The 23975-nt window shown below is 72.6% G+C and carries 30 protein-coding genes; 8 read left to right on the forward strand and 22 right to left on the reverse strand.

Going from position 1 to position 23975, the window contains the following annotated elements:
* Nucleotides 1–4: 4 nt before the first annotated feature.
* The 7 genes from AC6H2I_RS00615 to AC6H2I_RS00645 all read right to left on the reverse strand — a co-directional run bounded on the left by AC6H2I_RS00615 (nt 5) and on the right by AC6H2I_RS00645 (nt 5481).
* Nucleotides 5–616 (reverse strand): thiamine pyrophosphate-dependent enzyme, encoded by a 612-nt coding sequence (locus AC6H2I_RS00615; protein WP_497498545.1) that lies wholly within the window; start codon nt 614–616, stop codon nt 5–7.
* Nucleotides 613–1113, reverse strand: a complete 501-nt coding sequence (locus AC6H2I_RS00620; protein WP_497498546.1) for a thiamine pyrophosphate-binding protein — start codon at nt 1111–1113, stop codon at nt 613–615. The genes AC6H2I_RS00615 and AC6H2I_RS00620 overlap by 4 nt, the downstream gene beginning before the upstream one ends.
* A 26-nt stretch (nt 1114–1139) precedes the next feature.
* On the reverse strand, nt 1140–1616 hold the full coding sequence (locus AC6H2I_RS00625) for a nucleoside deaminase (protein ID WP_497498547.1): 477 nt from the start codon (nt 1614–1616) through the stop codon (nt 1140–1142).
* Between the two features lie 60 nt (nt 1617–1676).
* Entirely contained in the window at nt 1677–2705 is a 1029-nt protein-coding gene (locus AC6H2I_RS00630) for an ABC transporter substrate-binding protein (protein ID WP_497498548.1), read from the reverse strand.
* A 51-nt stretch (nt 2706–2756) separates the two neighbouring features.
* Nucleotides 2757–3536, reverse strand: coding sequence for an ABC transporter permease (locus AC6H2I_RS00635; protein WP_497498549.1), 780 nt, complete (start codon nt 3534–3536; stop codon nt 2757–2759).
* Entirely contained in the window at nt 3533–4417 is an 885-nt protein-coding gene (locus AC6H2I_RS00640; RefSeq protein ID WP_497498550.1) for an ABC transporter ATP-binding protein, read from the reverse strand. The genes AC6H2I_RS00635 and AC6H2I_RS00640 overlap by 4 nt, the downstream gene beginning before the upstream one ends.
* A gap of 134 nt (nt 4418–4551) precedes the next feature.
* Complete coding sequence (locus AC6H2I_RS00645; RefSeq protein WP_497498551.1) at nt 4552–5481, reverse strand: LysR family transcriptional regulator; 930 nt, start codon at nt 5479–5481, stop codon at nt 4552–4554.
* 150 nt (nt 5482–5631) lie between these two features.
* Between AC6H2I_RS00645 and AC6H2I_RS00650 the strand changes: the two genes are divergently transcribed.
* Nucleotides 5632–6654 (forward strand): SDR family oxidoreductase, encoded by a 1023-nt coding sequence (locus AC6H2I_RS00650; RefSeq protein WP_497498553.1) that lies wholly within the window; start codon nt 5632–5634, stop codon nt 6652–6654.
* A gap of 128 nt (nt 6655–6782) precedes the next feature.
* Entirely contained in the window at nt 6783–7730 is a 948-nt protein-coding gene (locus AC6H2I_RS00655; RefSeq protein ID WP_497498554.1) for a DnaJ C-terminal domain-containing protein, read from the forward strand.
* Nucleotides 7731–7763: 33 nt separating this feature from the next.
* Here the strand turns inward: AC6H2I_RS00655 and AC6H2I_RS00660 are convergent, their stop codons facing one another.
* Complete coding sequence (locus tag AC6H2I_RS00660; protein WP_497498555.1) at nt 7764–8867, reverse strand: asparaginase; 1104 nt, start codon at nt 8865–8867, stop codon at nt 7764–7766.
* A gap of 47 nt (nt 8868–8914) precedes the next feature.
* Between AC6H2I_RS00660 and AC6H2I_RS00665 the strand changes: the two genes are divergently transcribed.
* Entirely contained in the window at nt 8915–9475 is a 561-nt protein-coding gene (locus AC6H2I_RS00665; RefSeq protein WP_497498556.1) for an RNA methyltransferase, read from the forward strand.
* Between the two features lie 29 nt (nt 9476–9504).
* Here the strand turns inward: AC6H2I_RS00665 and AC6H2I_RS00670 are convergent, their stop codons facing one another.
* Nucleotides 9505–9849 carry a cupin domain-containing protein gene (locus AC6H2I_RS00670; RefSeq protein WP_497498558.1) on the reverse strand — a complete coding sequence of 115 codons (345 nt, stop codon included), beginning with the start codon at nt 9847–9849 and terminating at the stop codon, nt 9505–9507.
* Nucleotides 9850–10120: 271 nt separating this feature from the next.
* A complete protein-coding gene (locus AC6H2I_RS00675; protein WP_497498999.1) occupies nt 10121–10696 on the reverse strand; it encodes a sigma-70 family RNA polymerase sigma factor in 576 nt (191 codons plus the stop codon).
* Between the two features lie 270 nt (nt 10697–10966).
* On the opposite strand from AC6H2I_RS00675, the gene AC6H2I_RS00680 reads away from it, so the two are divergent.
* Nucleotides 10967–11503 carry an invasion associated locus B family protein gene (locus AC6H2I_RS00680; protein ID WP_497498559.1) on the forward strand — a complete coding sequence of 179 codons (537 nt, stop codon included), beginning with the start codon at nt 10967–10969 and terminating at the stop codon, nt 11501–11503.
* Between the two features lie 75 nt (nt 11504–11578).
* The gene (gene rlmN / locus AC6H2I_RS00685; RefSeq protein ID WP_497498560.1) at nt 11579–12763 is read left to right on the forward strand and encodes a dual-specificity RNA methyltransferase RlmN; all 1185 of its coding nucleotides are present in this window, start codon (nt 11579–11581) and stop codon (nt 12761–12763) included.
* A 28-nt stretch (nt 12764–12791) separates the two neighbouring features.
* Here the strand turns inward: rlmN and ccmI are convergent, their stop codons facing one another.
* From ccmI to AC6H2I_RS00735, 10 genes are all read right to left on the reverse strand, one after another.
* A complete protein-coding gene (ccmI, locus tag AC6H2I_RS00690) occupies nt 12792–14213 on the reverse strand; it encodes a c-type cytochrome biogenesis protein CcmI (RefSeq protein WP_497498561.1) in 1422 nt (473 codons plus the stop codon).
* On the reverse strand, nt 14213–14725 hold the full coding sequence (locus tag AC6H2I_RS00695; RefSeq protein ID WP_497498562.1) for a cytochrome c-type biogenesis protein: 513 nt from the start codon (nt 14723–14725) through the stop codon (nt 14213–14215). The genes ccmI and AC6H2I_RS00695 overlap by 1 nt, the downstream gene beginning before the upstream one ends.
* Nucleotides 14722–15267 (reverse strand): DsbE family thiol:disulfide interchange protein, encoded by a 546-nt coding sequence (locus AC6H2I_RS00700; protein WP_497498563.1) that lies wholly within the window; start codon nt 15265–15267, stop codon nt 14722–14724. Before AC6H2I_RS00700 ends, AC6H2I_RS00695 begins: the two co-directional genes overlap by 4 nt.
* A 16-nt stretch (nt 15268–15283) precedes the next feature.
* A complete protein-coding gene (locus AC6H2I_RS00705; protein ID WP_497498564.1) occupies nt 15284–17269 on the reverse strand; it encodes a heme lyase CcmF/NrfE family subunit in 1986 nt (661 codons plus the stop codon).
* A 7-nt stretch (nt 17270–17276) separates the two neighbouring features.
* Nucleotides 17277–17738, reverse strand: coding sequence for a cytochrome c maturation protein CcmE (ccmE, locus tag AC6H2I_RS00710; protein ID WP_497498565.1), 462 nt, complete (start codon nt 17736–17738; stop codon nt 17277–17279).
* Complete coding sequence (gene ccmD / locus AC6H2I_RS00715) at nt 17735–17968, reverse strand: heme exporter protein CcmD (protein WP_497498567.1); 234 nt, start codon at nt 17966–17968, stop codon at nt 17735–17737. Before ccmD ends, ccmE begins: the two co-directional genes overlap by 4 nt.
* A gap of 105 nt (nt 17969–18073) precedes the next feature.
* Nucleotides 18074–18793, reverse strand: a complete 720-nt coding sequence (locus AC6H2I_RS00720; RefSeq protein ID WP_497498569.1) for a heme ABC transporter permease — start codon at nt 18791–18793, stop codon at nt 18074–18076.
* A gap of 101 nt (nt 18794–18894) precedes the next feature.
* A complete protein-coding gene (gene ccmB / locus AC6H2I_RS00725; RefSeq protein ID WP_497498571.1) occupies nt 18895–19560 on the reverse strand; it encodes a heme exporter protein CcmB in 666 nt (221 codons plus the stop codon).
* Nucleotides 19557–20261 carry a heme ABC exporter ATP-binding protein CcmA gene (ccmA, locus tag AC6H2I_RS00730; RefSeq protein WP_497498573.1) on the reverse strand — a complete coding sequence of 235 codons (705 nt, stop codon included), beginning with the start codon at nt 20259–20261 and terminating at the stop codon, nt 19557–19559. Before ccmA ends, ccmB begins: the two co-directional genes overlap by 4 nt.
* Nucleotides 20262–20382: 121 nt before the next feature.
* Nucleotides 20383–20826 carry a hypothetical protein gene (locus tag AC6H2I_RS00735; protein ID WP_497498574.1) on the reverse strand — a complete coding sequence of 148 codons (444 nt, stop codon included), beginning with the start codon at nt 20824–20826 and terminating at the stop codon, nt 20383–20385.
* Nucleotides 20827–20967: 141 nt separating this feature from the next.
* Between AC6H2I_RS00735 and AC6H2I_RS00740 the strand changes: the two genes are divergently transcribed.
* Complete coding sequence (locus AC6H2I_RS00740; RefSeq protein WP_497498576.1) at nt 20968–21897, forward strand: DMT family transporter; 930 nt, start codon at nt 20968–20970, stop codon at nt 21895–21897.
* Nucleotides 21898–21982: 85 nt separating this feature from the next.
* On the opposite strand, the gene AC6H2I_RS00745 is transcribed toward AC6H2I_RS00740, so the two are convergent.
* Nucleotides 21983–22369 carry a YkvA family protein gene (locus tag AC6H2I_RS00745; RefSeq protein WP_497498578.1) on the reverse strand — a complete coding sequence of 129 codons (387 nt, stop codon included), beginning with the start codon at nt 22367–22369 and terminating at the stop codon, nt 21983–21985.
* A gap of 239 nt (nt 22370–22608) precedes the next feature.
* Here AC6H2I_RS00745 and AC6H2I_RS00750 point away from each other — a divergent pair, with 239 nt between their 5' ends.
* Together AC6H2I_RS00750 and AC6H2I_RS00755 are read left to right on the forward strand one after the other, a co-directional pair.
* On the forward strand, nt 22609–22851 hold the full coding sequence (locus AC6H2I_RS00750) for a hypothetical protein (RefSeq protein ID WP_497498579.1): 243 nt from the start codon (nt 22609–22611) through the stop codon (nt 22849–22851).
* 115 nt (nt 22852–22966) lie between these two features.
* On the forward strand, nt 22967–23371 hold the full coding sequence (locus AC6H2I_RS00755; protein ID WP_497498581.1) for a rhodanese-like domain-containing protein: 405 nt from the start codon (nt 22967–22969) through the stop codon (nt 23369–23371).
* A gap of 61 nt (nt 23372–23432) precedes the next feature.
* Here AC6H2I_RS00755 and AC6H2I_RS00760 read toward each other — a convergent pair whose 3' ends face one another.
* Entirely contained in the window at nt 23433–23972 is a 540-nt protein-coding gene (locus AC6H2I_RS00760) for a HupE/UreJ family protein (RefSeq protein ID WP_497498582.1), read from the reverse strand.
* Nucleotides 23973–23975: the final 3 nt, after the last annotated feature.

Here is a 23975-nt window from a genome sequence, read left to right on the forward strand (position 1 = left end):
GGGGTCAGTTGTGCTCGCTGGGGCCCATGATGACGACGCCCTCGGTCTTCTCGACGTGGCGGACGAAGATGTACTTGTCCTCCCGCCCGTCGGAGTGCTTGCGCCGGATGTCGGGCTGGGTCTGGCCGGACACCTTGGCGACCACCAGGAACGGCGTGGTCGCCGCCAGGCCGCGGGCGCACAGCGCGTCGAACTCCTCCGGGGTGCGGGCGGTGTGCGCCTCCTCGACGCCGGCGCCACGGGCGATGGCGGCGATGTCGACGCGGCCGGACGCGGTGTGGGTCGGCGGCCCGCCGATCGACTGGTAACACTCGTTGTCCCAGACCACGACCAGGAGGTTCGCCGGCTGCTCGTTGCCCAGGGTGGCGAGGATGCCCAGGTTGAACATCATGCCGCCGTCGGTGTCGAGCGAGACGATCCGCCGGTGCGGCAGGCCGACCGCCAGCCCGAAGGCCTGCGGGGTGACGCAGCCGAGCTGCTGCTGGAACAGGCTGGCGTCGCGCATGTGCGGGGCGGCGTTGTACCATTCGTCGACGCTGCCGCCGAGCGACAGGATGACCAGCTCGTCCTTGAGACGGCGGGCCAGGGCGACCATGCAGTCGTAGCGCTTCATCATCGGACGACACTCCCCCCCAGGGCCACGGCGGAGTGGTAGTAAGCGGCGTAAGACCACTCGAAGGCGTCGCGGATGGCCCGCTCGATGCCGTTCTCCTCGGTGACCACCCGGTAGGGCACCCGCAGCGCCTGGAGCAGCGGCTCCATGGTCATGCCGTGGGGCACCGCCCACCAGTTGTTCTCGCCCATCTCGCCGCGGTAGCTCATCAGCATGACCACGGGGATGCCGGCACCGAGGCCCAGCCGCGCCAGCGGCTCCACCGAGGCGCGCAGGCCGGAGTTCTCCATGACCAGGGCGGCCCGCTTGCCGGACAGGAAGACGCCGCCGCAGATCGCCGCCCCCTCGCCCTCGTTGGTGACGCGGATGGTGCGGATGTCGGGATCGGCGTCGAGGGCCGGGTAGAGTTCCTTGAACAGCGAGTCCGGCAGGTAGCAGACGACGCTGACGCCGGCGGCCTTGAGGCCACGGATCACGGCGCTCACCGCTGAGGGGTGCATGGTCGGAGTTCCTCGGGGTCGGGGGATCAGCGGGTCAGCTCGACCCTGGCGGCGCGGTAGAGGTCGACACACTCCTCGTGCAGCACGCCGGTCACCAGCGTCAGGTCCCAGCCCACCATCGCGGCGAAGCTCTCGACGCTGTAGTCGTTGAAGTTGAAGGCCAGCGTGGCGAGGCGCTTGATGTCCTCGTTGCGGGCCCCCAGCACCAGGGTGCGGATGCCGGCGTTGAGGACGGCGCCCAGGCACATCGGGCAGGGCTCGCAGGTGGAATAGAAGATGGCGTCGGGGATGTGCCGCTTGCCCAGCTTCTGGGTCGCCAGCTTGATCGCCAGGGTCTCGGAATGGGCGGTGGTGTCGCACTGGGAGACCTTGAGGGAGCGGCTGCGGACGACGACCTCGCCGTCCAGGACGACGACGGCGCCGAACGGCTGCTCGCCCATCGCCGCGCCGGCCTTGGCCTCCTCGATGGCCAGGGCCATGAACGTCTCGTGATCGGTGGTCATGATCGCGTGGTCCTGTCGAAGGGGGCGGCCGGGCACCGGCCCGGCCGCCGCGGGGTTGGATCAGTTGGCGGACGGAAGCATGCGCTCCGCCTTGGGCGGCAGGAACGCGGGGTCGAACACCGCGGCGGCGGCGGGCTTGGCCGGCAGTTCGTAGACCCCGGCGATGGTCGCGATGGAGGCGGCCAGGCGCTCGGGCGCCAGGGCGCCCAGCCCCAGCTCGCGCGTCTCGGCCGTGCGCATCTGGTTGTCGAGGGTGTAGACCATGCGCTGGCGCTCCAGCGCCGGGTTGGTCAGCGGCTCCACGGCGACCAGGGCGTCGATGCCGGCCTGCGGGTCGGCGGCGACCTCCATGATGGCGCGGTTGATCGCCGTGACGAGGCCGCGCACCGCCTCGGGGTGGTCCTTCAGCAGGGCCTGGGACACCATCACGCCGTTGGAGTACATGTCGAGGCCGTGGTCGCTGTAGAAGAACCAGTTGAAGTCCTTCTCCGGGTCGAGCCCCATGGCCACGAAGTTCATGTAGCTGGTGGCGCCGAACTGGGCGACGGCGTCGGCCTCGCCGCGCACCAGCATCTGCTCGATCAGGTTCTGGGCGGCGTTCAGCACGGTCACGCCCTTGGGGTCGAAGCCGTTGGCCCCGGCCAGCGCCGGGAACAGCTTGAAGGTGGCCGAGCCGGTCGGGGTGGCGATGGTCTTGCCCGGCAGGTCGGCCAGAGCGGACACCGGGCCGCCGGCCTTGGAGATGATGGCGAAGGGCGCCTTGTTGTAGACGAGGTAGACCATCACCGGCGCCTCCGCCGGGGACTTCGCGGCGGCCTGGATGATGGCGTTGATGTCGCCGAAGCCGGCATCGTAGGCGCCGGTCATGACCCGGGTCACGGCGGCGGCGGAGCCTTCGCCCTGGTCGACGGTGACGTCCAGCCCCTCGGCGGCGAAGTATCCCTTCTGCTTGGCGAGGTAGAACCAGGCGTGGGGCCCCTGCGCCTTCCAGTCGAGCGTGAACCGGATGGGCAGGTCCTGGGCGGACGCCGTGGCCGCGGCCAGGGTCGCCACGGCGCCAAGGAACAGCGAGCGGACGAGACGATTCATGATCGAACTCCCTATCGGGGGCTGGGGATCGGACGATGGAGGGATGGAGGGTCAGGCGATGGGATCGCGCCCGCGCGTCGCCCAGCGGGTCACCCGCCGCTCCAGCAGCGAGAACCCGGCGTAGAAGAGGATTCCGGTGACGGAGACCAGCATCAGCGCCGCGAACAGCAACGGCATGTCGAAGTTGGACGAGGCGATCAGCATGGCGTTGCCGATGCCCTTGTTGGCGGCGATCGATTCCGAGGTGATGGAGCCGATGAAGGCCACCGTCATCGCCACCTTCATGGCGGCGAACAGGTAGGGGGCGGTCCGCGGCAGCCCGACGTTCCAGAAGATGTCGGCGCGGCTGGCGCCCAGCGCCTTGAGGATGTCCTCCAGTTCGGGCTCGGTGGTGGCGAGCCCGGTCGCCACGTTGACCACCACGGGAAAGACCGAGATGACGAAGGCGGTGAGGATGGCCGGCCCGGTGCCGGCGCCCAGCCACACCACGAAGATCGGAATGAGCGCGACCTTGGGAATGGAGGACAGCCCGACCAGCAGCGGGTACACGGCGACGTAGGCGATGCGGGAGGTCCCGACCAGCCCGCCGATGGCCACGCCGAACACCATGCTCAGCACGAAGCCGGCGGCGGTGGTCTGGATGGTCTGGAAGAGATGGGGCCACAGCGCGGGGAAGCGCTGGTAGAGCGCGACCGCGATCTCGCTGGGCATGGGCAGAACGAAGGTGCTGACGTCCAGCGCGCGGCACGACACCTCCCACGCCACGAAGGTGCCGGCGATGATGAGCGCGGACCAGAGCCAGGACCGCACCTGGGACGGGATCGGGGTCATGGGCGGCGTCCTGCCTGGGGGGCGACGGTGATCAGGCGCCGCATGTGCTGGCACAGCGCCGCGGCGTCCGGTTCGTAGGTCGTGTCGACGGTGCGCGGGCGCGCGAAGGGGACCTGGAGGTCGGCGACGATGCGGCCCGGGCGCGGGCTCATGACGATGATGCGCGACGCCAGGTAGACCGCCTCGCGCAGGTCGTGGGTGACCAGCAGCACCGTCGGGTGGCGGTCCATCCAGATCTCCTGGAGATTGGACCACAGCTCCTCGCGGGTGAACTGGTCGAGCGCGCCGAACGGCTCGTCGAGCAGCAGCAGTTCGGGTTCGTGGATCAGCGCGCGGCACAGGCTGGCCCGCTGCAGCATGCCGCCGGAGAGCTGCCACGGGTACTTGCGGGCGAATTCGTGCAGCCCCACCAGCTCCAGCAGGGCGGCCACGCGGTCGCGGAACGCCCGGGTCTTCTCCCGCCGGTACTGGCTGCGGAACGGCTCGACGATCTTCAGCGGGAGCATCACGTTCCGCTCGATGGTCAGCCACGGCAGCATGGTCGGGTTCTGGAAGGCGAGGCCGGCGCGCAGCGGCCGCGCCCCGACCTCGCGGCCGCCGACCACGACCGCGCCGGCGCTGGCCTTGGCGAGGCCGACCAGCAGGCGCAGGATCGACGACTTGCCGCAGCCGGACGGGCCGACCAGGGCCACGAACTCGCCCTGCCGCACGTCCAGGGACACGGTGTCGAGGGCACGCACCGCCGACGCGCCCCGGCCGAACTCCAGGACGACGTTCTCAAGCTCGACCATCTTCACGGCGGCGGCCGCGGCGGGTGTCGCGGACCGGCCGGCGGGCGGCGGTGCGGCGGGGTCTGGCGGGACGGCGGGGCGCGGGGTCATGGGGCCTCTGCTGGACGCGCGGCCCGGGATGATGGCCCCGGACCTCGGTGTTGGTGCAGCGTGGCACCCCCGCGCTGTGCGAGGTAGACGTTATTTTTCGCACCGCTTGTTGCCGCCACGGCAACAGCAACGGGTCAGGACGATTCCTCGTCCACTTCCGACACGGCCTTGCCCAGCATGTGCGCCAATGTTGCCGGCCCTTCCGGCAGCTGCCCGTTGGCCCGGATCGCCAGGACCAGTTCGCGCGGTCGCAGGTGACGCTCGCGCAGCGGCAGGAACACCAGGGCGCCGGCCTCCAGCTCCCGCTCCGCCCCCAGCCGCGTCTGGAACGTCACGCCGTGGCCCTCGACGGCGAAGCGGATCAGCGCGCCGATGGAGTTGGTGGTGGCCCGGGGCTGGAAGCGCACGCCGGCGCCCAGCGCCGTCTGCTCAATGGTGCGGCCGAGCGTCAAGGAGGTGTCGGCCAGCAGCACGCGCTCGCCCGCGAACTCCCGCAGGCGCGCCGTTCCGTTGCCGGCCAGCGGGTGGTCGGGCCGCACCAGGGCACCCAGCCCCAGCTTCGCGCTGGCCAGCCGTTTGGCCTTGCGCGGCACGGGCACGTCGAAGGCGATGGCCAGGTCGATGCGCCCCTCGGCCACGGCGTCCAGCGCCTCCTGGGAGCCGGTGGTGCGCAGGTCGACGCTGACGTTGGGAAACCGCTCCCAGAAGCGGGCGAGCACGGCCGGCAAGGTGTCGCGCATCATGCTCTCGACCGCCGCCACGCGCACGTTCCCGCGCCGCAGCCCCTGGAGGTCCTGGATGAAGGCGAGCCCGCTGGTGAGCTGCTGGACGCTCGCCCGGGCGTGGTGCAGCAGCGTCTCGCCGGCGCTGGTCAGCTTGAGCCGGCGGCCGATGCGGTCCAGCAGCGGCACGCCGAGGTCCTCCTCCAGGTGCTTGACCGCCCGGCTGACGGCCGAGGGCGCCACGTTGAGGGCAAGGGCGGCGCGGCGCACCGACCCCTCCTCCGCGACGAGCTGGAAATAGAGCAGCCGCGTCGACACCAGGCCCAGCCTCTGGGGATCCATCCCGTCCGTTCTCCCGCCCCGCACACCGTCCCGGCCACTCTAGACCGGATCGCGCCCGAACGCGCGACCCGCTCTGGGATTGCCGGGAACCCGAGGGGCGGCCACGCGGTTTGCGGACCGAGGACGTATTCCCCTGCCCGAGGTGCCCCCATGACCGACAAGTCCCACGACACGCCCCTGGACGCGAGCGCCCGCAACGCCGAGCGGACGGCCGCGGAGCACAGGGCGATCCAGCGCCAGGTGGATCGGGCCGACGCCCGGCCCTCCACCTCCGGCGGGTCCGGCGGGTCGGGCGGACCAATGCAGGCCGGCGCCCGCCGCCAGCCGGAGCTGCCCCTGCCGCGCCAGCACCTCGACAAGCCCGGGCTGGAATCCGACCTGGAACCGCGCCCGCGCTACCAGGCGCCGGACTACAAGGGGTCGGAGAAGCTGAAGGACATGGTGGCCCTGATCACCGGCGGCGATTCCGGCATCGGCCGCGCGGTCGCCGTGCTCTACGCCCGCGAGGGCGCCGACGTCGCCATCGTCTACCTGAACGAGCACAGCGACGCCGAGGAGACCCGGCGCGCCGTGGAGGCGGAGGGACGGCGCTGCCTGACCATCCCCGGCGACGTCACCGACGCCACCTTCTGCCGCAACGCCGTGGCCCGCACGGTGAGCGAGCTCGGCACGCTCGACATCCTGGTCAACAACGCCGCCTTCCAGGAGCACGTCGCCTCCTTCGAGGACCTGACCGAGGAGCATTTCGACCGCACCATGAAGACCAACCTCTACGGCTATTTCCACATGGCCAAGGCGGCGGTGCCCCACCTGCCCGAAGGCGGCTCGATCATCAACACCGGCTCGGTCACCGGCCTGGCCGGCAACAAGAGCCTGCTCGACTACGCCACCACCAAGGGCGGCATCCACGCCATGACCATGTCCTTGGCCGAACACCTGATGGACCGCGGCATCCGCGTCAACGCGGTGGCGCCCGGCCCGGTGTGGACGCCTCTGAACCCGGCGGACAAGCCGGCCGAGGGCATCGCACGCTTCGGCAGCAGCGCGCCGATGGGCCGGCCCGGCCAGCCCGAGGAGCTGGCGCCGGCCTATGTCTTCCTGGCGGCCCCGGCTTGCGCCAGCTACATCACCGGCGAGATCCTGCCGGTGCTGGGCGGCATCCGAGGCGGCTGACCGGACGGTCGCCGGGGGAGCGGCCCGCCAGGGGCGCATGCCGGCCCCGCTGGTATTGACACTTGAACGCCGTGAAATCAGGCGCATATGACGGGAGCATCCACTCACTCATTCGTGTCGACCGTGCCATGAGCACCCCCTACGAGATTCTCGGCGTGTCCGAAACGGCGTCCGCGGACGAGATCCGCGCGGCCTACCGCCGGCTGGTCAAGCAGCACCACCCCGACGTCAACCCCGGCAACGCCGGGGCGGAGCAGCGCTTCCGGGAGGTCACCGCCGCCTACGACCTGCTGTCCGACCCGGACAAGCGGGCCCGTTTCGACCGTGGCGAGATCGACGCGTCGGGCCAGGAGCGGCCGCAGCGCCATCACGGCTTCGGCGGCGGCTTCGCCGGCGGCCCGGGCGGCCCCCGCCCGCCCGGTGCGGAGGGCCTGGCCGGCGACGACTTCGAGCACATTCTCGCGGATCTGTTCCGCAACCGCGGCTTCGCCGGGTTCGGCGGCGCCACCGGGGGCGGCCGGGCGGGGATGCGCGTGAAGGGCGGCAACCTCAGCCTGACCCTGCCCCTGGACTTCGTCGAGGCGATGACGGGGGGCAAGCGCCGGGTGAGCCTGCCCGACGGTCGCACCCTCGACGTCGAGCTGCCGGCCGGGCTCGAGGATGGCGGGACCGTCCGCCTCAAGGGCCAGGGCTCGCCCGGGTTTGGCGGCGGCCCGCCCGGCGACGCCCTGGTCACCGTCGCGGTGCGCCCCCATCCCTGGTTCCGCCGCGACGGCGACGACATCCGGCTCGACCTGCCGGTCACCCTGGCCGAGGCGGTGCTGGGCGCCAAGGTGCGGGTGCCGACGATCGACGGCGCGGTGATGCTGACGGTGCCCCGATCGGCCAACAACGGCACCGTGCTGCGCCTCAAGGGCAAGGGCGTGCCCGGCACCGGGGGCAAGGCGCGCGGCGATCAGTACGTGACCCTGCGGGTCGCCCTGCCGGAGCGGCCGGACGCCGCCCTCGAGGCGTTCGTCAAGGGCTGGGCGCCCGAGGGCTACGCGCCGCGCGCGGCGATGGAGGCCGGCTCCTGAGCACCGCCGGGCGCGCCGGGGCGCCCGGCCAGGCTACGCCAGCTCCGGCCAGCCCGCCGCCGTGCGCACCACCCCGGCGTCGACACCGCGGCGGGTGCGCACCGGCTCCTCCAGAAGGTCCGCCGTCCACACCGATTCGTCGAGCGTCCGGGTGGCGCGGATCAGCGCCGCCATCGCGACGTCGCGGGCGCGGGTCGCCCCGTCCTCGATCTTCAGGGCGATGCCGATCCCCTCGCCGGGCAGCACGATGCACCCCACCCCCTCGGCGCCGATCTTGGTGAGCACCCGCCCGCCCGCCGCCGTCATCATCCGCGTGTCGAAGGTGCCGCGCCCCCCCACCAAATGGGGATGGGCGCCCCATGCAGCGCGGATGCGCGCCACCGCCTCGGCCCGCCGGTCGGGCAGGTCGGCGGGGTCGGCGATTCGCGCCATGGCGTAGGCGAGGGCGCCCAGCGGAATGGCCAGGGTGGGGATGGCGCAGCCGTCGATCCCCCACGCGGCGGCGGAGAGGTCCTGGCCGGTCATCTGCTCCAGCACGCCGAGGATGCGCTGCTGCACCGGGTGCCCGTAGGTTTCGTACCCCGCCGTCGCCTCGCCCTTGTGGAGCGCCGTGGCCAGCATGCCCGTGTGCTTGCCCGAGCAGTTGTTGTGCAGCGCCGTCGGCGCGTCGCCGGCCCGCAGCAGGGCGTGGGCGGTCTCCTCGTCGAAGGGCAGATGGGCGCCGCAGGCGAGGTCGTCGACGGTGCAGCCGATGCGCTCCAGCCAGCGCGCCGCCAGCCCGGTGTGCACCGGCTCGCCGGTGTGCGACGCGCAGGCCAGGGCCAGCTCCGCCTCGCCGGCGCCGGAGGCGTCGAGGGCGCCGCTCTCCACCAGCGGGATCGCCTGCAGCGACTTGATGGCGGAGCGGGGGAAAACCGGCAGGTCGACGTCGCCCCAGCGGGCGATGACCCGGCCGCGGGCGTCGACGACGCAGGCGTGGCCGCGGTGGCGCGATTCCACGGCGCCGCCGCGGGTCACCTCGACGAGGATCGGCGCGCCGGCGTCGGGCAGGGTGGCGTGGGCCGCGCCGCCCGGGACGGGCGACGGGGCGTGGGGACGGCCGCCGCAGCAGCCGTCATGGTCGGGATGATGGGTCATGGTGGCAATGACTTGCCCCACCGGGACCGCCTGTGCAAGGTGCCGCCATGCGTGGATATTTCGCCATCGGGGTCGAGCGCATCAGCAAGCCGGGCAATGTCGGCAACCTGGTCCGTTCCGCCCATGCCTTCGGGGCCTCGTTCTTCTTCGCCGTGGACCCCGAACCGGACCTGCGGGAGATGCGCTTCGTCGACACCTCCGGGGCCGACGTGCACCTGCCGCTCTACGTCTACGACAGCGTGCCGGCGCTGGTCCTGCCGCGGGACTGCACGCTGGTCGGCGTCGAGCTGACCGACGACGCCATCGATCTGCCCAGCTTCCGCCACCCGCTGCGGGCCGCCTATGTGCTGGGCCCGGAGCGCGGCAGCCTGTCGGCGGAGCTTCAGGAGCGGTGCGCCTTCACGGTGAAGATCCCCACCCGCTTCTGCGTCAACGTCGGGGTCGCCGGGGCGCTGGTGATGTACGACCGGATGATCTCGCTGGGCCGCTTCGCCGAACGCCCCGTGCGGTCCGGCGGTCCCACCGACGGCGCGCCGCCGCACGTGCGCGGACCCCAGAAGGTCCGCAACCGGGCGGCCCGGCGCAAGCAGCTGCGCGGTGGCGCCTGAGGCCGCCGCCGGCCGCCGCCGACGCCCGCTCAGAGGCGGAAGAAGGGGTTGAGAAGCCGCCCCACCGGGCCGGTCAGGCGCAGCGCGCCGACGGTGACCGACAGGCACAGGCAGCCCTCGGCGTCGGCCAGCGGGCGATGGTCGACGGTCTCGTCGCCCACCGCCACGTCGCCCCGCACGAAATGGCCCCAAGGATCGGTGAATCCGCCCTGCACGACGAGGCTCAGCTCCAAGCCGTCGTGGCTGTGCCGGGGCACGGCGGCGCCGCCGGCGATGCGCACGAGGTGCGCCGCCCCGGCCGCCAGCGGCACCTCCGCCACCCGCACGCCGGGCAGCTTGCGGTGCCAGGACAGCGACTCGGCGCACCCGCCCACGTAGGTGCGCAGCGGTTCCGGCAGCAGCGGCGCGGCCGGGTGACGGGATCGTCCAGGCGGGCCATCACGCGCGACAGGCAGTCGGGGGACAGGGGCTCCGGCTCGATGCCGTCGAGCATCGCCCCGCCCACGCATTCCAGGTCGGCCACGGCCGCGCGGCAGGCCGGACACAGGGCCACGTGGCAGGCCACCACCAGCGCCGGCCCCTCGCCCAGCCCGCCGCTGGCGTAGTCCAGCAGCAGCGGCTCCCCGGGATGGTGGGTCGGCTGGGTCATGACGGCTCCCTCAACACCTTGCGCAGCCGGTCCAGGGCCAGGCGCAGACGCGATTTCACGGTGCCCAGCGGGATGCCCCGCCGGGCGGAAATGGCGCTGTGCGCCATATCCTCGAAATAGGCCAGCCGCAACAGCTCGGCCTGTTCCTGGGGCAGGTCGCGCAACGCGGCGCGCAGGCGACCGGCGCTCTGCGCCGCCTCCAGGCGGCGGTCGGCCGACTCCACCGGGTCGGGTGCCAGCGCGGGGTCGTCCGGATCGAACTCCGGCCGCGCCTCGCGCCGGCGCAGGTCGATGCGGCGGTTGCGCGCCACCGTGAAGATCCAGGTGGCGGCCGAGGCGCGCATGGGGTCGAACAGCTCCGCCCGCCGCCACACCAGCAGCATCACGTCCTGGACCAGCTCCTCGGCCTGCAGGGCGTCGCTCCCCTGGCGGCGCAGATAGGCCTTCAGCCGTGGCGCCACCCGGGCGAACAGCGCCGCGAACGCGGCGCGGTCCCGCGCCCGCCCGACGGCCAGCAGCAAGTCGTCGAGCGACGCCTCCGCCTCGGCCGCCATGGGAGGGAGATCCTGCATGGGCGCATTGAAGGCGAAGCCGCGCCGCCGCACAAGCCGGTCGTGGAGCACGGCCGGTGAAAAGCGGCGCACACGCGGGGTCCCCGCGGCCGCGGCGGCGACACAGCAGTCGATCATGCCCCTATCTACGCGGTCATCCGGACGGTGGATCACCCCCGGCCGCACGAAACAGCGGCACGCCCGGACCGGCCCTGCCCGTTTTGGGTTCAATCCTCATACGAATTGGGATAACGTCTCCAACGTCCGAAACCACTTCGCAGTTGCACAACGATGCAGCAAAACCGCACCGTTCGTGGCGCCTTCGCCGCCGCTGTCCTGGCGTCGGCGCTGGCCGTCCTGCCCGACGTGGCGTCGGCGGCCGAGCCTCAGTACCTGGGCAGCTTCCGCGACTGGAACGCCTTCTCGTTCGATGAAAACGGCCAGACCGTCTGCTACATGTCGAGCCAGCCCAAATCCAAGGAGCCGGCGCGGGCCAGGCGGGGCGACATCTACGCCCTGGTGACCCATCGCCCGGCGGAGAAGACGTTCGACGTCGTCAGCATCATCGTCGGGTACCCGTTCAAGACGAACAGCGAGGCGACCATCGCGATCGATGGCCGCGACTTCTCGCTGTTCACCGACGGCGAGACCGCCTGGGCCCGCGACACCGAGACCGACCGCGCCATCGTCCAGGCGATGCGGGCCGGCCGCTCCATGGTGGTCAAGGGTGTGTCGTCGCGTGGCACCAACACGACCGACACCTACAGCCTGATGGGCGTCTCCGACGCCTACGACGCGCTGTCCAACGCCTGCGGCGTGAAGCCCTGAGCGGCGCAGCGGATCCGTCGGTTTTTCCCAACGGGTTCTTTTGACTCCGGCGGGGGCGCGGCCTAAGTATGGGCCATGAACGCGCTCCCCCTCGCCGCTCCGTCCGCGGCGCCCGTTGCGCTGCCCGCCGCCGACGCGGCCGGCCGCAGGAATCTGGTCGGCCTCTCCCGCCCCGAACTCGAGGCGGAAATGGTGGCGTTCGGCCTGGAAAAGTTCCGGGCCCGCCAGCTCTGGCACTGGATCTATCACCGCGGCGCCACCGATTTCGCAGCGATGACGACGCTGGCCAAACCGGTGCGCGACCGGCTGGCCGAGGCCTACGCGGTGCTGCGGCCGACCGTGGTGCGCGACCTGGCGTCGCGCGACGGCACGCGCAAATGGCTGCTGCGCATGCCCGACGGCCAGGAGGTGGAGAGCGTCCACATCCCCGAGGAGGACCGCGGCACGCTCTGCGTCTCCTCCCAGGTCGGCTGCACGCTGACCTGCCGCTTCTGCCACACCGGCACGCAACGCCTGGTGCGCAACCTCACCGCCGCGGAGATCGTGGCCCAGGTGATGCTGGCGCGCGACGCGCTGGGCGAGTGGCCGGCCCCGCCGGACGGGCGCATGGTCTCCAACGTCGTGATGATGGGCATGGGCGAGCCGCTGTTCAATTACGAGAACGTGGCCAAGGCCCTCAAGATCGTCATGGACGGCGACGGCATCTCGATCTCCAAGCGGCGCATCACGCTGTCCACCTCGGGCGTGGTGCCGGCCATGCGGCGCTGCGGCGAGGAGCTGAACGTCAATCTGGCGGTCAGCCTGCACGCGGTGACCGACGAGTTGCGCAACCTCATCATGCCGATCAACCGGAAATACCCGCTGGCCGAGCTGATGGCGGCCTGCCGGGACTATCCCGGACTCTCCAACGCCCGGCGCATCACCTTCGAGTACGTGATGCTGAAGGGCATCAACGACAGCCCGGCCGACGCCCGGGCGCTGGTGTCCCTGCTCCAGGGCGTGCCGGCGAAGATCAACCTGATCCCCTTCAACCCATGGCCGGGCGCGCCCTACGAACGCTCCACCGACCGCGCCATCCAGGTGTTCGGCGACATCGTCAACGCGGCCGGTTACGCCAGCCCGGTGCGCACGCCGCGCGGCGAGGACATCATGGCCGCCTGCGGCCAGCTCAAGAGCGACAGCCTGCGCCTGTCGGCCGCCCAGCGCGCCGCCATGGAGCGGGTGGTGGCCGAGAAGGACGCCGCCCTGTCCCTGGGGTGAGGCACCCCCGCGCCGGGGGACTCCCCTCTCATCCGCCGGTCTGGAGGTCGTCGATGCGCTGGCGCAGGGCGTCGCGGTTGGGGTCGTCGGCCGGCATCGCCGCCAGCAGGCGGGTCCACAGCTCCGACGCCTCGTCGGGCCGGCCGGCCATGGCGGCGTCGAGGCCCAGCATCCACAGGGCGTCCGGGTTCGCCGGCTCGATCTCCAGCACCTGACGCAGGGCCACGGCGGCGGCGTCGGGCAGGCGCGCCGGGGCACCGGCGGCGCCGCGCGGTGCGCGTGCCAGCAGGGTGTCGGCGTAGACCAGCAGCGCCTCGGCGTCGCCGGGCGCACGCTCCACCGCTTGGCGCCCCGCCGCCACGGCGTCGTCATGGCGTCCCAGCACCGAATAGGACCGGGCGAGCCGCTTCCAGCCGGCCACGTCGCTGGGGTCGTCCTTCAGGCGCTCGGCCAGCCCCTGGACCATCGCGTCGATCCGCGCCGGATCCACCCCCCCGGGGGCGCCCGCCCCCGCCGCGGCCGTTTCCGGCGCCGCGGCGGCGGCCGGCGGCGGCACCGCGGCGGCGGGGTCCTGGCCGAGTCGCTCCGCCGCCTGGCGGATCTGCGCGTGGATCGCCGCCAGCCAGGGCGCGTCGGCCGGCGTGTCGGCGGCCAGGGACTGCCAGCGCGCGAGGGCCCCCTCCGCGTCGCCGGCCTGGAAGCGGGCCAACGCCAGATAGAAGCGGGCGCGCGGATCCGCCGGATCGGCGGCGGCCACCGCGGCGAAGGCCTCCTGGGCCGGCTCCGGCACGATGCCGCCGTTGGCGTTGATCAGCGTCTCCGCCCACACCGCCTTGAGGTCGAGGTTCTCCGGGGCCAGCGCGACGGCGCGGCCCAGCGCCTCGGCGCCCTCGGCGTAGCGCCCCATGCGGGCGTAGGTGCGGCCCAGCAGGTCCCAGCCCTGGCGGTCGCCGGGGTTGGCGGCGAGGTGCTCCTTCAGCTTCTCCACCGCCTCCACCACCTGGGGCGGCGGCCCGCCCTGCTCCTCGTGCAGGTCGCGCGACGCCAGCGGCATCGCCGGGACGTCGGGCTGGCCGAGGGGCAGATAGACGGCCAGCGCGCCCAGCGGCAGCAGGAGGGCGACCGCGGCGGCGGCCAGCCTGGCCCGCGCCGGCGGCGCGCCGGCGGCCTGATGCGCGGCCGCCGAATCGGCCGCCGAATCGGCGGCGGATTGGGCGGCCGCGGCGGCGGCCAGCATACGGCGCCCGACCTCGGCCTTGGCCGCGGCGAACTGGGTGTCGGTGATCAGGCCGCGCTCGCGCTCGCGCTCCAGCTCGCCGAGCTGGTCGCGGTAGACCTCCAGATCGTAGGCGGCGCGGGCGCTGGTGTCGCCGCGGGGGCGCAGCAGCGGCGGGACGATCAGCAGCACAACGCCGGCGGTCATGGCCGCGGCGACGATCCAGAACAGCATCAGCTCCCGTCCTTGAGAAGCGCGTCGAGACGCCGGCGCTCGTCCTCGCTGAGCGGCACGGTGTCGCCGCCGGGGGCCTGGCGGCGGCGCAGGTAGACCGCCACCGACACGCCGCCGATCAGCAGCAGGGCGAAGGGCCCGCCCCACAGCAGCAGGGTCGTCCCCTTGACCGGCGGGTCGAGCAGCACGTAGTCGCCGTAGCGGTCGGTGACGTAGCCCATCACCTGGGCGTCGCTGTCGCCGGCGGTCAGGCGCTCGCGCACCAGCAGGCGCAGGTCGCGGGCCAGCGGCGCGTTGGAATCGTCGATCGACTGGTTCTGGCAGACCAGGCAGCGCAGATCCTTGGACAGCTCGCGCGCCCGCGCCTCCAGCGCCGGGTCGGGCAGGATCTCGTCCGGCTGGACCGCGAGGGCCGGCCCGGACAGCGCCGCCAGGGCGATGGCGATGGCGATGGCGATGGCGGCGGCGGCGGCGGCGGCGAGCCGGCGGGCCATGGTGCGTGCCGTGCTCATCCCTTCCGCAGCTCCTCGATGAGGGGAAGGATGGTGGTCTCGACCGCCTCCGGCGTCAGCGGGCCGGTGTGCTTGTAGCGGATGCGGCCCTGGCGGTCGACGACGAAGGTCTCCGGCACGCCGTAGACGCCCCAGTCGATGGCCACCCGGCCGTCGAGGTCGGCGCCGACCCGGGCGTAGGGATCGCCGTTGCGGGCCAGCCAGGCCTGCGCATCCTCGGTCTTGTCCTTGTAGTTGATGCCGTGCACCGGGATCTTCAGCTCGCGCGACAGCCGGGTGACGATCGGGTGCTCCAGCTTGCAGGGCACGCACCACGACGCGAAGACGTTGACCAGGGCGACCTCGCCGGCGAGGTCGGCGCTGGCCAGGCCGTCGCCGGCGGGCCGGGCGCGCCCGGGCAGTGCGGGCAGGGCGAACGCCGGCGCGGGCTTGTCGATCAGCACCGAGGGGATGGCCCGGGGGTCCCGGCCGAAGCCCAGGAAGAAGGCCGCCGCGACGCCGGCGAGCAGCAGCAGCGGCAGCAGGAAGAGAAGGCGGCGCATGGTGGTTCGCTGATCCTCACTCGGCCGCGTGGGCGACCGGCTTGCCGGCGGGGCGGCGGCGCTCCGGCGCGCCGATGCGCAGGCGCCGGTCGCTCAGGGAGACGAGACCGCCGATCACCAGGCCGACGCAGCCCAGCCAGATCCACGGCACGAAGGGATGATGGTAGAGCCGCACCGTCCACTGCCCGGATTCGTTGGGGTCGCCGAGCGCCACGTAGACGTCGGAGAGCCAGTTGGTGTGGATGGCCGCCTCGGTGGTGGTCATCTGCTGGGACGGGTAGAAGCGGCGCTCCGGCGTCAGGGTGGCCACGACGGCGCCGTCGCGGCGCACGGTGAAGCGGCCGGTGTCGGTGCGGAAGTTCTCGACGAGGCCCTGGTCCACCCCGTCGAAGGTCAGGGTGTAGCCGGCGATCGCCGCCTCGTCGCCCACCCGCATCGCCTGGATGCGCTCGCTCTGCCACGCCGAGGTGCCGACCATGCCGACGATGGCGATGCCCAGGGAGGCATGGGCGATGGTGGTCCCCCAGGCACCGCGCGGCAGGCCGGCGGCGCGCGCCAGGCTGTCCTTCAGCGGGATGCGGAACAGGCGCACCCGTTCCGCCGCCTCCGCCAGGGCACCGACGACGGCCCAGGCGGCCAGCCCCATGCCGAGCAGCGCCATCGCCGGCCCCCCCTGGATCCAGACCGTGGCCAGCACCACCAGGATGGTGGCGGCGGCGGCGCTCCACAGGCGCTTCAGGGCGCCGGGCAGGTCGCCGCGCTTCCACGCCAGCAGCGGGCCGACCACCATCACCGCCACCAGCGGGATCATCAGCGGCACGAAGGTCGCCTCGAAGAAGGGCGGCCCCACTGACACCTTGCCGAGGTCCAGCACGTCGAGGAACAGCGGGTAGAGGGTGCCGATGAACACGGTCGCGGTGGCGGTGGAGAGCAGCAGGTTGTTCAGCACCAGCGCCCCCTCCCGGCTCACCGGGGCGAACACGCCGCCGCCCTTGAGCGCCGGGGCCCGCCAGGCGTAGAGGGCGAGCGAGCCGCCGGTGGCGATCAGCAGCAGCACCAGGATGAACACCCCGCGCTCGGGATCGACGGCGAAGGCGTGCACCGAGGTGAGGATGCCCGAGCGCACCAGGAAGGTGCCCATCAGCGACAGCGAGAAGGTGACGATGGCCAGCAGGACGGTCCAGGTCTTCAAGGCGTCGCGCTTCTCCACCACGATGGCCGAGTGCAGCAGCGCGGTGCCGGCGAGCCACGGCATGAACGACGCGTTCTCCACCGGATCCCAGTACCACCAGCCGCCCCAGCCCAGCTCGTAGTAAGCCCACCAGGAGCCCATGGCGATGCCCAGCGTCAGCGACGACCAGGCCAGCAGGGTCCACGGCCGCACCCAACGCGCCCAGGCCGGGTCGACCCGGCCCTCGATGAGGGCCGCCACGGCGAACGAGAAGGCCATGGAGAAGCCGACATAGCCGAGGTAGAGGAAGGGCGGGTGGAAGGCGAGGCCCGGGTCCTGCAGCAGCGGGTTGAGGTCGTTGCCTTCCATGGGGGCCGGGATGACCCGCACGAACGGGTTCGAGGTCATCAGGATGAACAGGTAGAAGCCGACCCCGATCAACGCCTGCACCGCCAGCACGCGGGCCTTCAGGGTGGGCGGCAGGTTGCGCCCGAACAGGGCCACCGCGGCGCCGAACAGGGCCAGCATGGCGACCCACAGGATCATCGACCCCTCGTGGTTGCCCCACACCCCCGACAGCTTGTAGAGCATGGGCTTCAGCGAGTGGCTGTTCTCCACCACGTTCTGCACGCTGAAGTCGGAGACCACGTAGGCCCAGGTCAGCGCCACATAGGCGACGGCGATCAGCAGCACCTGCGCCAGGGCGGCGGGGCGGGCGACCTCCATCCAGGCGGGGTTGCCGGTAGCGGCGCCCGCCATCGGCAGGGTGGCCTGGACCAGCGCCACGAACAGCGCCAGCACCAGCGCGTAATGACCGAGTTCGGGAATCACCGCGCCGTCACTCCTTCACCAGCGTGGTCTCGGTGTCCTTGAAGTGCTCGGCCCGCTTCAGGGCGTCGGCGACCTCGGGCGGCATGTAGTTCTCGTCGTGCTTGGCCAGCACCTCGCGCGCCACGAACACGCCGTCCGGGCGCAGCTGCCCCTCGGCGACCACCCCCTGCCCCTCGCGGAACAGGTCGGGAAGCTGGCCGCGGTAGCTGACCAGGACGCCGGCCGCGCCGTCGGTCACCCGGAAGTCGGTGGTGACGCCGTCGGGCAGGCGGGTGACGCTGCCGTCTTCGACCAGGCCGCCCAGGCGGAAGCTGCGGCCGTCGACCTCGGTGACCCGGGCCTGCAGGTCGGACGGGCTGAAGAAGAAGACGAGGTTGTCCTCGAACGCGGTCAGCGTGAGCGCGGTCGCGGTGCCCAGCCCGAGCAGGGCGAGGCCCAGCATGTAGAGACGCCGTTTCTTCCTGGTCATCCTTCACCCATCCCCGCCGCCGCATGGTGCACGGCGGCCTCGCGGCGGGCCCGGCGGCGCGGCGGCCGGCTGCCCTCCAAGGCCTTCAACGTCGCCTCGCGCGCGCGCAACCCCTTCAGCGACGCGACCAGCAACCCGATCAGCACCAGCGCCGCCACACCGTAGGACGGCCAGATGTAGGCGGCGTACCCGCCCATCTCGAAAAAAGCGCTGTCGAAAAACGCGGTCATGACGTCCGGCCGATCGTTTCGGGGTCCACCCGTCAAGTCAACGTCAACGGTGTGGCGGTTTCAAGGCGATTCGCTAATTTTGCAGTGCAAAAAGAACGGCGCCGCTCATCCCTGCGCCTCGCTGAGGCGCAGGGTCTGTATCTTGCGCTGCAGGATCTCGGACTTCAGGCGCACCAGGACGACACTGACGAAATAGGCGGTGAAGCCCAGCGCCATGGCGAGCAGCGGGACCAGCATGGCGGTGTCGATGGTCGGCCCGCCCATGCGGATGACGCTGGCCGGCTGGTGCAGCGTGTTCCACCAGTCGACGGAGAACTTGATGATCGGCACGTTGACCACGCCGACCAGCAGCAGGACGTTGCCCGCCTTGACGCCCCGCTCGGGATCGTCGAAGGCGTTCACCAGGGCCATGTAGCCGAGGTAGAGGAAGAACAGGATGAGCATGCTGGTGAGCCGGGCGTCCCACACCCACCAGGTGCCCCACATGGGCGCGCCCCACAGCGACCCGGTGATCAGGCAGACCGCGGTGAAGCCGGCGCCGACCGGCGCCGCCGCCTTGGAGAACAGGTCGGCCAGCGGGTGTTTCCAGACCAGCCCGACGGCGGCCGCCGCGGCCATGTTGACGTAGACGAACAGGGCCATCCACGCGGCCGGGACATGGACGTACATGATCCGCACCGTCTCGCCCTGCTGGTAGTCGGGCGGCGAGTCGACCAGGCTGAGGTACAGCCCGGCGCCCAGGCACAGGATCGCCGCCCCCGCCGCCCACGGCTGGATCGCGTCGGCGATGCGAAGGAAGCGGGTGGGGTTGGCGAAACGGTGCATGACGTACGCCTTCCTTCAGCGAATCTTCCGGTCCATATAGGCGTAGGGATGCCTGAGGACGAGGGGGTTTGCCTTGATCTTTGTCAGATCGGCGGGGCGTCCTACTCCACCGCCTGGCGCAGCGCCGCCGCCCCGGCCCAGGGGGCGAGCGGCAGCGCCGCGGCCAGGATGCCGCCCAGCAGCAGCAGGTGCGGGCGCGGGCTGAGGCCGAGGATGGCGGCGTCGATGGCGCCGGCGCCGAAGATCAGCACGGGGATGTAGAGCGGCAGGATCAGCAGCGACAGCAGCACGCCGCCGCGCCGCGCGCCCAGGGTCAGGGCGGCGCCGATGGCGCCGATCAGGCTGAGCACGGGGGTGCCGACCGCCAGTGTCAGCACCAGCACGCCGAAGCCTCCGGCCTCCATGTTCAGCAGCACCGCCAGCAGCGGGGCCGCGACAATCAGCGGCACCCCGGTGACCAGCCAGTGGGCCAGCGTCTTGGCCAGCACCACCGCCTCCAGCGGCAGCGGCGTCAGCACCAGCAGTTCCAGGGACCCGTCCTCGTAATCGTTCTGGAACAGCCGCTCCAGCGACAGCAGCGACGCCAGCAGGGCGGCCACCCAGATCACCCCGGCGGCGATGCGGGCGAGGATGTTCGGCTCCGGCCCCACGCCGAAGGGGAACAGCACGACGCACAGCACGAAGAACATCACCGCGACGGTGGCGTCCGAGCCCTGGCGCAGGGCCAGGCGCAGGTCCCGTGCGACCAGGGTCCAGAACCGGCTCACAGGTCGTCCTCTCCGTCCCCGACGCCGGCACCGCCGTCGTCGTCGTCGTCGTCGTCGTCGTCATCGTCCGGCCCGGCCGGGGTGAAATCGTCGAGGTGGAGGGCGACGGCCCCGGCAAGCGCGACGTCGGCGTGGGTGGAGACCACGACCATCCCGCCGCCGGCGCGGTGCTCCGCGATCAGCCCCTCCAGCAGCCCGACCGCGGCGCGGTCCAGGGCGACGGTGGGCTCGTCCAGCAGCCACAGGGGCGCCGGTGCGGCAAGGACGCGCGCCAGGTTGAGACGGCGCTTCTGGCCGGCCGACAGGTAGCGTCCGGGAACACCGGCGATGTGCGGCACGCCCAGCCGCTCCAGCGCGGCGCGGGCGCGCTCGGCCGGCGCCGCCGCCCCCCCCAGCGACGCCCAGAACGCGAGATTCTCCGCGGCGGTCAGCACCGGCTTCACCGCGTCGAGATGGCCGACGTAGTGGGCGCGGCCGCGGTGGCGGTCGGGGTCGTCGGCCACGGCCGCGTCGTCCCAGGCGAGCCGGCCCCGGAACGGCCGCAGCAGCCCCGCCATGATGCGCAGCAGGCTGGACTTGCCGGACCCGTTGGGACCCAGCAGCAGCAACGCCCCGCCGGCGCCGACCCGGAAGTCCAGCCCGGTGAAGACGAGCCGGTCGCCGCGCAGGCAGGTGAGGTCGGTTCCGGCGAAAACGGGCATGGTCGGGCGGGGATTCCGGCGGCGGGCGGGCGGGCGAGCTATAGCATGCCCGGCCGGCTCCGCCAAAGTGCCGCGCCGCCGGGCTGCGCCGATCCGTCGCACCGGACGCCACGACCCGGTGTCAGCCGCCCATGCGCAAGGCGATGTCGACGCGCTCCACCGAGCAGGTCTGGCGCTCCTCGGGGCAGTAGCGGTACTCGACCCGCAGCGCGCCGTCGTTGCGGTCGGCGGTGCCGAAGACGACGGCGCCCTGCCGCGTGACCGGCAGCGCCGCGCGCAACGCCCCGCCCGCGGCGGTGTCGCGCACGGTGGTGGGAAAGCGGCCGTCCAGGCGCCCGCGCATCAGCGCCGGCGCATCGATGCGCAGCACCGCCGGCTGGATTCGCACGCCGCCGCGGGGACGGACGGTGACCACCAGGGCGTCGCGCCCGCTGCGGCGCTCGACGGCCGCCTCCACGCGCCCGCTGGGCACCTCGGCCGACCACGCCTCGAGCGTTTCGGCCGGCGCCGCGGCCGGCGCCACCAGCATGGCGGCCAGCGCGGCCGCGGCGATGGGTCTGGTCATGGTGATGGCGCCCTCCCTCCCGGCAAACATGGCAGTCCTGCGCGCGCGGCGCAAACGCCCCAAAGGAGACCCCTGGTCGCCACCGCCCCACCGCCCCACATCAGCCGCACCCACGCCCCGCCCCCACCCCGAACCGCTCCCGTGCGCTCCGCAGCCGACCCGCTCCGCCTGTCCGCGCCCGCCGAGGCGGCGCTGTGGATGCTTCTCGCCTCGGCGGTGTTCGCCGCCGGCAACGCCCTGGTGCGCCACATCACCGAGACCGTCCACCCCTTCGAGGTGGCCTTCTTCCGAAACCTGTTCAGCCTGCTGTTCATGCTGCCCTGGGTGGTGATGCGGGGCGTCCGGGTGATGCGCACGGCCCGCCTCGGTCTCTACGCGTCGCGGGCGGCGACCAGCCTGGCGGCCATGCTGTGCTGGTTCTACGGCCTGTCGGCGATGCCGCTGGGGGACGCCACGGCGCTCAGCTTCACCACGCCGCTGTTCGCCACCGTCGGCGCCGCGCTGGTGCTGGGGGAGGTGGTGCGGACCCGCCGCTGGGCGGCCGTGGCGGTCGGCTTCGCGGGGGTGCTGGTCATCGTGCGCCCGTCCGCCGAGAGCCTGTCGGCGGCGGCCCTGGTGGTGCTGGCGAGCTGCATGTTCGCCGCCGCCAGCGCCTTGCAGGTGCGCTCCCTGGCCCGCTCCGAGACGGCGGCGGCCATGGTCACCTACATGGTGCTGTTCCTGACCCCCATGTCGCTGGTTCCGGCGCTGTTCGTGTGGAGCTGGCCGGACGGGCCGGCCCTGGCCTGGCTGGCCCTGCTGGGCGGCATCCTGACCCTCGGCCATCTCGCCATGACCCGGGCCTTCGCGCTGGCCGAGGCCTCGGCGCTGATGCCCTACGACTACGTCAAGCTGCCGGTGTCGGCGCTGATCGCCTACCTCGCGTTCGGCGAGGTGATGGACCGCTGGGCCTGGGCCGGGGCGGCGGTGATCGTCGCCTCCACCCTCTACATCGCCCACCGCGAGGCGGTGGTGGCCCGCGCCGCCCGAACCGCCGGGGCGGCGGCGGCGGAGTCGCCGGCCAAGCCGTGACCCGGCCGTGCCCGGTCCGGCCGACTCGGCCTCAAACTCACGCCGCCTGGGCGGCCCCGATCTACGCCGCCTGGGCGGCCTTGGTCTACGCCGCCTGGGCGGCCGCCGTGCCCTCCCGCTCCAGCACGGCGCGGGCACGGTCGTAGTGGTCGGGGCGGAGGTGGCTGCGCACGGTGTGGATCGCCGCCATGAGGACGGCCGCGTCGTCGGTGAAGCCGGCGGCGAGCAGGACGTCCGGCACCGCGTCCATGGGAAGGATGAAGTAGGCCAGCGCGCCCAGCAGGATCGCCTTGGCGCGGACCGGTGTCGCCGGATCGACGGCACAGAAATAGGCCGCCACCAGGTGGTCGAGGAACGGAACGCGGTGCAGGTTGGCGCGCAGTTTGTCCCAGAAACGGCGACGGACGATCCGCTCGTTCTCGGCAAGGGCGCGCGGGGACTCCGGCGCACCGGACTCGGACGCATCGGACATCAGGGTCTCTCCAGGCTCGCTCGCCCACTGATATGTCGGCGCGTCCCGCAAACTGCAACCACCGGCGGCATCATTTGCAAAACGCATCGCGGATCGGATCGCGGCGCGGCGCGCACCGGCACGCGAACGCCCGCCACGCCACGGGAATCCGGTTCGGACCGCGGAAATCCGGGACCACGCCGCACTGGCACGGCCGTTGCTGTGTGTGCGGCGGAATTCGAAACGCAGGGGGTACCAGGGTGTTTGCCGATTCTCTCGACTTCGTTGAGTTCGCCAACGACAACGCGCTGCCGGACGACGTGACCGTCGGCTGGGACGACCGCGCCCATCTGCTGGCGGTCGCCGACCGGGCGCCGGTGACATGCGTCGCCGAACTGGGCATCGTGGCCGAGGACATCGCCGCCCTGGTGCGCGAGATGGAGCAGATCCTCGCCGAGTTGAGCCGTCCCGTCGTCCGGCCGGCCGACAGCGCCGAGGGCTGACCGGACGCCTCCGCTGGCCCGCCCCGCTGGCCCGCCCCGCTGGCCCGCCCCGCTGGACGCCCCCGCCGCGTCCGCCTACCATGGCGGCGTGGAACCACACCGGGAAGGACGCGCCATGCCGATCACCAGGGGCTACCGGACGCTGTTGACCGAAGCGAACGCCCGCATTGCCACGCTCGGCGTGAACGAGGCGCTCACGCTGCACGGCGACCCCGATGTCGTGTTCGTCGACATCCGGGACGTGCGCGAACTGCAGCGCGACGGCATGATTCCCGGAGCGGTGCACGCGCCGCGCGGCATGCTCGAGTTTTGGGTGGATCCCGACAGCCCCTACCACAAGCCGGTGTTCGCGTCGGGCAAGCGGTTCGTCTTCTACTGCGCCAGCGCCTGGCGCTCGGCCCTGGCCACCGACGCCGTCCAGTCCATGGGACTGGCGCCGGTGTGCCATCTGGAGGGCGGGTTCAAGGCCTGGAAGGAGGCCGGGCTGCCGGTGGCGATGCCCGAGTCCAAGGGGGACTGACGCCGCCCGTCAAGGGGGGCCTGACGGCCCTCCCCCGGCCGCGCCGGAGGAGGGCCGGCGTTCATGCCCGCGCCAACCGGCCGGACAGCGCCCGCCCGGCCAGGACGGCGCCGATCCCGGCGCCATGGAGCAGCACCGTGGCCACCACGAAGCCGAGACCGTAGCCCAGCGCGTCGGCACCGGCCGGCATCTCGGCACCGTGGGCGTGGCCATGGAAGACGGCGAACCCGCCCACCAGCGCCATCGCCGCGGCCACCGGGACCCGCCGGTTCAGGATGGCCAGCAGGCCGAGCACCGCCACCGAGGCGGCGATGGCGGCCTCGACCGCGGGCAGGGCAACGCCCGCCATGCCGAGCCCGGCGCCCACGACCAGCATGACGACGAAGGCGGCGGGCAGCAGCGCCACCGCCCGGCCGCCCTGGCGGGCCGCCCACAGGCCGACGGCGACCATCGCCAGGAGATGGTCGATCCCGCCCAGCGGGTGCAGGAAACCGTGGGCGAGGTCCGCGCCCTCGGGATGGCCGGTGTGGGCCAGCGCCGGGGCGGCGATCAGAGCGGCGGCGAGGCCGGCCGCGCCGGCGAGGGTCTTGGTCATGGTCATGCT

It is taken from the genome of Azospirillum sp. NS33 (assembly GCF_059703765.1).